Source organism: Shewanella sp. CG12_big_fil_rev_8_21_14_0_65_47_15 (assembly GCF_002783505.1).
Lineage (GTDB): Bacteria > Pseudomonadota > Gammaproteobacteria > Enterobacterales > Shewanellaceae > Shewanella.
This window is the reverse complement of record NZ_PFGL01000024.1, coordinates 23104-33040: the sequence shown is the minus strand read 5'-3', so window position 1 is coordinate 33040 and position 9937 is coordinate 23104. Positions and strand designations below refer to the sequence as shown.

The window sequence follows — 9937 nt, the reverse complement described above, 5'->3', positions numbered from 1 at the left end:
AGTATAAAGCGCGTTGAAACCCGCCCTTCGGGAGCCACACAGGCACCCCACTCCCGTGTTGCATTGACTTAAAAGGGAATGACCATTTCTGCGTCAATGCGCCTTGGATTGAGATGCCTGTGAGGCTCTGAACTGATTAGATATTTAATGTGATTGGTATAATTCAATATAATAGGTGGGAGGTGTTGTAGGAGAGGAATAGGGTCCCTGCGAAGTGATAAATATTCATATAGAGCACTTAAGTAGCATACTAGAATGGCAACATGACATCACAACATTGCCATCCCTAACGTGAAAATTTTCCCAATTCCTTAATAACCTTAATCAACAACAAATGCGAGTGAGTAGGTTGTTTTACTTTTTAGTTGGGTAAATGACCATAACTCAATACTCGTGTGACCTGCCATATGCCATTGGTGTTCTGCCAGACCATTAAAAATTTTGCTTTTCCATCACAAGTGCCGTTATCTAGATGACAAAATTTATGTACGCCTTCAGTCATCGCGCCAAAGTCTTTGATGGGGTATGCCTGAAAGGTTTCTTCAATGAGTGTGCGTGTATACTTACCGCACGCAAAGTTTTTAGTGTTGTTGAGCATCGACTCACGATCCCAAGTAACACCGCCATTATCATGATAAAATTCGACATTATTTGAAAAGTAGCTTTCGTGGATTTTGAGCTGTGTTTCATCTGCACATTGATTAAACGACTCAAATACCTTGCTATCCATTTTTTTCATTTCTTGAACGAGGCTTTCTTCGCTAGAAAATGCACTCACTGAAAAAAACAGAAATAATATTGCAATTAATTTTTCCATAAATGTCCCTATGCTCCAGAAACGAGTTGCTCCGCTACTGCTTGATGAGTTGTAGCGTAACAGGATTTCCCGATAGAAAGTAACTTTCGTATTAACTTTTAACTAAATGACAGGGTGTTGCAGAGAAAACCATGGCAATAAATACCGACAAATTATTCATGCGGGGAGCTTGCTAGAGTGTATAACGTCTTTTAGTTGTTTGCTTACTCTTCAATCGCTTCTTGCTCTAGCAATACTATCGCTTTTAAATTGGGTGTTGTGCGTGAAGAAGATGCTGCTTGAGTCTGAGAGCGCGTTTTACGGCAAGGGTAGGTGACAACAGTCGCCCCTTCAGGGGATAAGTCGAGTTCTAAATCTTCGGTGGGGATACAGCAGCAGGGCAGGCATTCGTCTGTCTTAAGTTCGACAAGGGGTTCGGTTAAATAAGTCACGCGGCCGCTGAGAACACGGGTTTTGCAGGCGCCACAAAAACCACTGCGACACTCTGAGAAAATGGTCACTTTTTTGGCTTCGAGGGCTTGCAATAAAGAGCTGTGCTGCTCGGTAAATAGCAGCACAGGTTGCCCTTGCAGGCGCACAATGGGCGCCTTGGCAAAGGGACTGTTCAAGGGATGGCGTGCGAGCAGGTTCGACTTAGTCATTCGAAATTGAACGTCATTAGAGATCAAAGTCGAGGAATTCATCACCATCGACCGCCGAGTCAATTTGCCCAACCAGATATGAAGAAACTTCCACTTCCTGGGGAGCCACTTGCACCGCATCACTCTCTAACCAGTTTTTCATCCAAGGTAATGGATTAGTCAGTTCTGGATAAGGTTGTGGCAGGTTCACCGACTTCATGCGCTGATTGGTAATATATTCAACATATTGACACAGAATTTGCTCGTTCAAACCAATCATAGAGCCATCTTTGAATAGGTATTTTGCCCATTCTTTTTCTTGTTCTGCGGCCTTAAGGAACAGATCGTAGGCTTCCTGTTGGCATTCGGCAGCGATTTCACCCATTTCTGGATCGTCTTTACCGCCCTGCATTATGTTTAAAATATGCTGGGTGCTGTTTAAGTGTAAGGCTTCATCACGGGCGATTAAGCGAATGATTTTTGCGTTACCTTCCATGAGCTTACGTTCGGCAAAGGCAAATGAGCAGGCAAAACTAACATAGAAACGAATCGCTTCTAGGGCATTGACCGACATCATGCACAGGTAAAGGGCTTTTTTCAGTGTACGGCTATTAACGACTAATTCTTCGCCATCGATAACATGGGTGCCTGCACCGAATAGGTTGAATACTTGGGTCAGCTTAATCAAGTGGTCGTAGTATTCGGCAATGTCAGTTGCACGTCGTAAAATTTCTTTGTTTACGACGATATCGTCAAAAATAACCGACGGGTCGTTAACGATATTGCGGATAATATGGGTATAAGAGCGCGAGTGAATGGTCTCTGAGAAAGACCAAGTTTCAATCCAAGTTTCTAGCTCTGGCAGCGATACTAGTGGCAAAAAGGCCACATTGGGCGAGCGACCTTGGATCGAGTCGAGCAGGGTTTGGTATTTCAGGTTAGAAATAAAAATATGTTTTTCGTGATCCGGCAGGGCGTTGTAGTCAATTTTATCGCGACTGACGTCCACTTCTTCGGGGCGCCAAAAGAAAGATAACTGCTTTTCTATCAGTTTTTCGAACACTTCATATTTTTGTTGATCGTAGCGAGCCACATTGACCGATTGACCTAAAAACATAGGTTCGCGGGTGGCGTCGTTGGGTGTTTGACAGAAGGTAGAGTAGGCCATGGTGCTATTTTTCCAATGGGCAGGGACCCCAAAGGGATCCCTGCAAAACCGTTAACGTTAAAGACTAGATCTTACAGGCGCCGCCGGCACAACCGTCGTCTTCTTTCTCTAGGTTGGTGATGTCATCGTGTTGATCCGACGCACCATCGCGAGTGTTATGGTAGTAAAGCGTTTTTACACCTAACTTATAGGCATTAAGCAAATCTTTCAGTAGCGTCTGCATCGGTACTTTACGGCCTTCAAAACGTGAAGGATCATAGTTAGTGTTGGCCGAAATCGCTTGGTCAACAAACTTCTGCATAATACCGACTAATTGCAGGTAACCATCATTGCTTGGCATTTTCCACAGCAACTCATAGCTATCTTTTAGGGTATCAAAATCAGGTACAACTTGTTTCAGTTGACCATCTTTACTGGCTTTCACACTAATGAGTCCACGTGGTGGCTCAATACCGTTCGTCGCATTAGAAATTTGTGACGAGGTTTCCGACGGCATTAATGCCGACAAGGTCGAGTTACGCAAACCGTACTGCTTAATATCGCTGCGCAGTGATTCCCAGTCTAAATGTAATGGTTCATTACAAATCTTATCTAAGTCACGCTTATAGGTATCGATAGGTAAAATACCTTGGGAGTAGGTGGTCTCGTTAAATAACGGGCAGGCACCTTGCTCCTTTGCCAGATTCATTGATGCCTTGAGTAGATAATATTGAATCGCCTCAAAGGTCTTGTGGGTCAGATTGTTAGCACTGCCATCGGAATACTTCATGCCATTTTTGGCTAAGTAGTTGGCAAAGTTAATCACGCCTATGCCTAAGGTACGGCGGTTCATCGAGGCAATTTGTGCCGCTTTAATCGGATAATCTTGATAATCCAATAGGTTATCTAGTGCACGAACGGCGAGATCCGCTAAGGGTTCGAGTTCTGATAAGGTTTTGATCGCACCTAAGTTTAGGGCTGACAAGGTACAGAGTGCGATTTCACCATTAGGATCATCGATATTGTTCAATGGCTTAGTCGGCAGTGCGATTTCAAGACACAGGTTAGACTGTCTGATCGGCGCGACTTTTGAATCGAACGGACTGTGGGTGTTGCAGTGATCCACGTTCTGAATGTAAATACGGCCAGTTGAGGCGCGCTCTTGCATCATCAGTGAAAACAGTTCCACCGCCTTGAGGGTTTTCTTACGAATGCTGCTGTCCTGCTCGTATTGTAAATAGAGACGCTCGAATTCGTTTTGATCTTCGAAGAAGGCATCATACAGACCAGGTACGTCTGATGGGCTGAATAGACTGATATTTTCGCCTTTGATCAGGCGTTGATACATAAGTTTATTCAACTGCACACCGTAGTCTAAGTGGCGGATACGGTTATCTTCCACACCGCGGTTGTTTTTCAGTACCAGCAGAGATTCGACTTCTAAGTGCCAAATAGGGTAGAACAGGGTCGCAGCACCACCACGCACGCCGCCTTGGGAGCAAGACTTCACTGCGGTTTGGAAATACTTATAGAAAGGTAAACACCCAGTGTGGAAGGCTTCGCCGCCACGGATTGGGCTACCTAGGGCGCGAATACGGCCGGCGTTAATGCCGATCCCCGCACGTTGGCTGACATATTTCACGATAGACGATGCGGTCGCGTTGATTGAATCTAAGCTGTCACCGCATTCGATCAGTACGCAAGAGCTAAATTGACGCGTTGGGGTGCGAACACCCGCCATAATAGGCGTGGGTAAGGATATCTTAAAGGTCGATACCGCATCATAGAAATCCTTCACGTATTTCAGGCGCGTCTCTTTTGGATAACGGGCAAATAAACAGGCCGCCACCAGAATATAGAGGAACTGGGCGCTCTCGTAGATTTCGTGCGTCACACGGTTTTGAACTAAATACTTGCCTTCGAGCTGTTTAACAGCCGCATAGGAGAAGTCCATATCGCGCCAATGGTCGATATAGGTGTTCATGATATCGAGTTCTTCACGGCTGTAATCCTGCAGGATGTGCATATCATACTTGCCCAATTCCACCAGTTTAGTCACATGATCATACAGTGCTGGCGGTGCGAACTGACCGAAGGCCTTCTTACGTAAATGAAACACGGCTAAACGCGCCGCGAGGAACTGATAGTCCGGTGATTCTGGTGAAATTAAATCCGCTGCCGCTTTGATAATGGTTTCGTGGATGGCTTCGGTGTGGATGCCATCGAAAAATTGCAGGTGTGAGCGAAGTTCAACTTCAGAAACAGAAACGTTTTTTAATCCCTTGGCTGCCCAAGTAATTACGCGGTGAATTTTGTCGAGATCGATGTTCTCACGTTCACCACAGCGTTTTGTGACTGTCATAGTGCTATTCATTGAAGAGAGGCCTTGGTTTTTTGATATCTATTGCGGTGAACGGATCACCGTACGTTTCCTTGTAAAACAATCAACAAACGTCCCTTAAATACTGCTGGCTCGTTAATAAAGAGCCAATTAAGCGGGGAGTTTCTAGTGTGTCTGATTGCTACCGATACACAAGATATGGTGTTTAAAATAATCTGAGATACAAGATAGTGAGGTTTGAACGTATTTGCAAGTTAGAATTCAGGGGGTATCTTGTGGATATCTTGAGGATAAACATCTGTGTTAGTAATAGCTAACCCTGAAGCTCAATTTCGTACTAGTGTGCAAGAACCATGGGGGCTTTTTGCGCGATCTCAGCAAAGATCGCGATCGCTAAAATAAACAGCAGTCCTATGGGCCACAAATTCTCGCGATGCCGTACTAGGTTGCAATCAGCGCGATGCAATCAAAGCGTCGAGTACCGCCAGCGGCGAAGCAAATTGCGCCAATGCGGGCCAGTGCTGCGGATTATCTTCTTTATGCAGATAACCCCATAATGCGACCCCCCCCAACATGGCTGCGGCCTGGGCGGCGAGTAAATCCCGCTCGGCATCCCCTAAATACAAAATATGCTCAGGGGCACAGTTAAGTTGCTGCGCACCAAGGAGCATAGGCGCGGTATGGGGCTTAGCGTAACGGGTGGAATCGCCGCTGATCATCACCGTCATCCGCCGTTGCAAATTCAGTTTTTGCAATAAAGGTCTGGTAAAGCGGGCGGGTTTATTGGTGATCACGCCAAATGGCAACCCCTGCAAATCGAGCCAATCGAGCAGGGTTGCAATGCCCGTAAATAACTGGCATTGGTCACCATTAATGCGCTGGTAGTGGGCGAGTAGGCCCTGCTGCAGTTGCTGACGAAGAGGCTCACTGGCATGGGGAAGCGCTGCATCGACAAGGGCAAAACTGCCGTGGGATGCGGCGCTGCGAAGTGACTCAAAGGGTTTGGCTTCAAGCCCCGCATCCAACAGACTTAAGTTAAGTGCCTGCACAAGATCCGGCGCGGTATCGGCAAGCGTGCCATCAAGGTCAAACAATACGCCTCTCACCTGTGCTAGTAGGCTCATATTAATCAGCCTTTTGGGTGGCGATCATATAGTTTACATCCACATTGGGAGTGTACTTAAAGATCCCCGTCAGTGGGTTATAGCTGATGCCTAGGGCATCCTTGCAGATCAAATCCGTATTATCCACTAGGGCAATTAACTCCGATGGTTTAATGAATTTATTGTGATTATGGGTACCAATCGGCAGCATTTTCAGCAGATATTCGGCGCCAATAATGGTTTCAACAAAGGATTTGAGGTTGCGGTTAATGGTTGAGAAAAACACAAACCCGCCGGGTTTCACCATATCGCAGCAGGCCTTGATCACCGACTGTGGATCCGGCACATGCTCCAGCATTTCCATGCAGGTGACCACATCGTAATAATCTTGATGATCTTGGCTATGGGCCTCGGCGGTGTTTTTTACATAATTAATGCTTACACCAGTTTCGAGGGCATGTAGGCGGGCGATTTCTAAGGGATCATCACCCATATCGAGACCGTCGACCACGGCACCGATACGCGCCATGCTTTCGGATAAAATGCCACCGCCACAACCCACATCGAGCACTTTTTTACCAAAAATACCGCCAGCGGTTTGGTCGATATAATTTAAACGTAGCGGATTTAAAAGATGCAGTGGCTTAAACTCGCCATTGAGATCCCACCAGGTTTCGGCCATACGTTCAAACTTTGCGATTTCCTGCGGGTCAACATTGGTATTGTGTTGCATGGGGTTACCTAAAGCGGACTGGATTGTGCGGCTATTATAACGACTAAGTTTGATAAACAAAGTATTGGTCGGATCTAAGTCTTTGTGGTTGAGTGAAATTTCAACAATTTTCGTCTTTAAATGCCATTACTGTGCGTTCAGTTGGTACATCTGCTTATAGATTAATCAAGGCTTTGGGGTAAATGGTTCCTAAAAGGCGTTTTTTAGCATACGTCATCGCCCAAATTGACAGTGTTTTCATCTATTAACTTGCTTCCTTCTCAATTCAAGCAGGATAGGTCTGGCGACATTAAATAACTGTGTTAGAATGCCAAATCACGTTTTTGGGCCGCTCAATGATACGGATTATGCGTTGTCGGCTATTTTTCAGGGGAACGAGCAGTTTATGACTGATCTGGCATCATCTATTTCGCCAATTAATATCGAAGACGAACTAAAGAATTCGTACCTTGATTACGCTATGAGCGTTATCGTGGGACGTGCATTACCAGACGTGCGCGACGGCTTAAAGCCTGTACATCGCCGCGTTTTGTTTGCCATGAGTGAATTGAAGAACGATTGGAACAAGCCGTACAAAAAATCTGCCCGCGTGGTCGGTGACGTTATCGGTAAATATCACCCCCACGGTGACTCTGCTGTTTACGACACTATCGTCCGTATGGCCCAGCCATTCTCACTGCGTTACACCTTAGTTGACGGTCAAGGAAACTTCGGTTCGGTCGACGGCGACTCCGCAGCGGCGATGCGTTATACCGAAATCCGCATGGACAAGTTAGCGCACCAGCTACTCGCCGATCTTGAAAAAGAAACCGTCGATTTCGTCCCTAACTACGACGGCACAGAACAAATTCCCGCTGTATTACCCACACGCGTACCTAACCTGTTAATTAACGGTTCATCGGGTATTGCGGTCGGTATGGCAACCAACATCCCCCCCCACAACTTAACTGAAGTCGTGAAAGGTTGTTTGGCACTGATTGAAGAACCCTCACTGTCGATTGAACAGTTGATGGAATATATTCCAGGTCCGGATTTCCCAACGGCAGCAATTATCAACGGTCGCAAGGGCATTATCGATGCCTATAAAACCGGCCGTGGCCGCGCGATCATGCGTGCTCTTGCCGAGGTTGAAACGGAAGACAATGGTCGCGAGCGCATTATCGTCACTGAAATCCCGTATCAAGTGAACAAAGCCCGTTTAATCGAGAAGATTGCCGAGCTGGTTAAAGATAAAAAGCTTGAAGGGATCAGCGGTCTACGCGACGAGTCTGATAAAGACGGTATGCGCATCGTTATCGAAATTAAGCGCGGCGAAGTGGGCGAGGTGGTATTAAATAACCTGTATGCTCAAACGCAAATGCAGTGTTCTTTCGGGATTAACATGGTGGCCCTGACTAATGGTCAGCCTAAACTGTTTAACCTTAAAGAAATGCTCGAATGCTTTATTCTGCATCGCCGTGAAGTCGTAACGCGCCGTACCGTATTCGAACTGCGTAAAGCCCGTGAGCGCGCCCATATTTTGGAAGCCTTAGCGGTTGCGCTAGCGAACATCGACCCGATTATTGCGCTGATCAAAGCCTCGCCAACGCCTGCCGATGCCAAAGTGAAATTGGTTGAGCAGGGTTGGGAATTAGGCCATGTTCAAGGCATGCTGGAAAAAGCGGGTGATGATGCCGCACGTCCTGAGTGGTTAGAGCCACAATATGGCATCCGTGACGGTCAATACTTCCTGACTGAGCAACAGGCTCAGGCGATTTTGGAACTGCGTTTACACCGCTTAACCGGTCTTGAACACGATAAGATCATCGCCGAATACGAAGAATTGCTCGAATTTATTGCGGGTCTGCTGTTTATTCTGCGTAGCCCTGAGCGTTTGATGGAAGTCATCAAGGAAGAGTTAGAACTGATTCTTGAAGAATACGGTGATGCACGCCGTACCGTGATCAATGCCAACGAAGTTGATATGAGTCTTGAAGATCTTATCAACGAAGAAGACGTTGTGGTCACACTGTCGCATTTAGGTTATGCCAAGTATCAACCCTTAACCGATTACCAAGCCCAGCGCCGTGGTGGTAAAGGTAAAGCGGCAACTAAGGTCAAAGACGAAGATTTCGTTGAAAAACTGTTAGTTGCCAATACCCACGATACCATTTTGTGCTTCTCTGACTTTGGTAAGATGTACTGGCTCAAGGTATATCAATTACCATTAGCGAGCCGTACGGCCCGTGGTCGTCCAATTGTTAACTTGCTGCCGTTATCCGATGGCGAGCGCATTACGGCGATTCTGCCAGTGCGTGAATACGCGGCTGATAAATACATCATCATGGCGACGTCACACGGCACAGTGAAGAAAACCGCACTGACCGCCTACAGCAACCCACGTGCAAACGGCATTATCGCCGTTAACCTCAAAGACGGTGACCAACTGATCGGTGTCGATATCACTAACGGTGATGACGAAATCATGTTGTTCTCGAACGAAGGTAAAGTGGTTCGTTTTGGTGAGAAAGTCCGTGATTCTGAAACCGGTGAAGTGAAAACCGATCCTGAAACCGGCGAAGAAGTCTTGTCACTGCGTCCTATGGGCCGTACCGCAACGGGTGTTCGTGGTATCCGTTTAGAAGAAGGTCAAAAAGTCGTGTCGCTTATCGTACCTAAAGGTGATGGCGCGATTCTGACTGTGACTGAAAACGGTTACGGTAAACGGACGCAACTGTCTGAATACCCTGCGAAGAGTCGTGCGACTAAAGGTGTGGTTTCAATCAAGGTGAGCGAGCGTAACGGCGCCGTTGTTGGCGCAGTACAAGTGGGTCTGAATGACGAACTGATGCTCATCAGCGATAAAGGCACCCTCGTTCGAACTCCTGCTAAGGGCGTGTCTATCATAGGCCGTAATACCCAAGGTGTGACCATTATCCGCACTGCAAGCGACGAGAAAGTGGTGGGTCTGCAGCGTATCGACGAAATTCAAAGTGATGAGGATGAAGTCGAGCTGGATGAAAATGGTTTACCTATTGTTCCTGCAGTGATCGAAGGCGAGTTAGCCGACGAGCCTCTGGATGACCAGCTTGATGAAGAGTTGGACGATGAGGAAGAGCTAGACGAAGATGACGACGAGCTTGCCGATGAGCAAGACGACGAATAACTCAGTGTCATAATAACGAGCGTCCAATTGG

At 46.7% G+C, this 9937-nt stretch carries 7 protein-coding genes; 1 reads left to right on the top strand and 6 read right to left on the bottom strand.

Going from position 1 to position 9937, the window contains the following annotated elements; all coding sequences use genetic code 11:
- Nucleotides 1-361: 361 nt before the first annotated feature.
- The 6 genes from COW15_RS07290 to ubiG all read right to left on the bottom strand — a co-directional run bounded on the left by COW15_RS07290 (nt 362) and on the right by ubiG (nt 6761).
- Nucleotides 362-817 (bottom strand): nuclear transport factor 2 family protein, encoded by a 456-nt coding sequence (locus tag COW15_RS07290; protein WP_293631336.1) that lies wholly within the window; start codon nt 815-817, stop codon nt 362-364.
- 203 nt (nt 818-1020) lie between these two features.
- Nucleotides 1021-1458 carry a class I ribonucleotide reductase maintenance protein YfaE gene (gene yfaE, locus COW15_RS07285; protein ID WP_293631335.1) on the bottom strand — a complete coding sequence of 146 codons (438 nt, stop codon included), beginning with the start codon at nt 1456-1458 and terminating at the stop codon, nt 1021-1023.
- Nucleotides 1459-1474: 16 nt separating this feature from the next.
- Nucleotides 1475-2605: a class Ia ribonucleoside-diphosphate reductase subunit beta gene (gene nrdB, locus COW15_RS07280; RefSeq protein WP_293631333.1), complete on the bottom strand. Its 1131-nt coding sequence runs from the start codon at nt 2603-2605 to the stop codon at nt 1475-1477.
- 64 nt (nt 2606-2669) lie between these two features.
- Nucleotides 2670-4958: a class 1a ribonucleoside-diphosphate reductase subunit alpha gene (nrdA, locus tag COW15_RS07275; RefSeq protein WP_293631332.1), complete on the bottom strand. Its 2289-nt coding sequence runs from the start codon at nt 4956-4958 to the stop codon at nt 2670-2672.
- 419 nt (nt 4959-5377) lie between these two features.
- Nucleotides 5378-6049 (bottom strand): HAD-IA family hydrolase, encoded by a 672-nt coding sequence (locus tag COW15_RS07270; protein ID WP_293631331.1) that lies wholly within the window; start codon nt 6047-6049, stop codon nt 5378-5380.
- A gap of 1 nt (nt 6050) precedes the next feature.
- Entirely contained in the window at nt 6051-6761 is a 711-nt protein-coding gene (gene ubiG / locus COW15_RS07265) for a bifunctional 2-polyprenyl-6-hydroxyphenol methylase/3-demethylubiquinol 3-O-methyltransferase UbiG (protein ID WP_293631330.1), read from the bottom strand.
- A 385-nt stretch (nt 6762-7146) separates the two neighbouring features.
- Here ubiG and gyrA point away from each other — a divergent pair, with 385 nt between their 5' ends.
- Complete coding sequence (gene gyrA, locus COW15_RS07260; protein ID WP_293631329.1) at nt 7147-9906, top strand: DNA gyrase subunit A; 2760 nt, start codon at nt 7147-7149, stop codon at nt 9904-9906.
- Nucleotides 9907-9937: the final 31 nt, after the last annotated feature.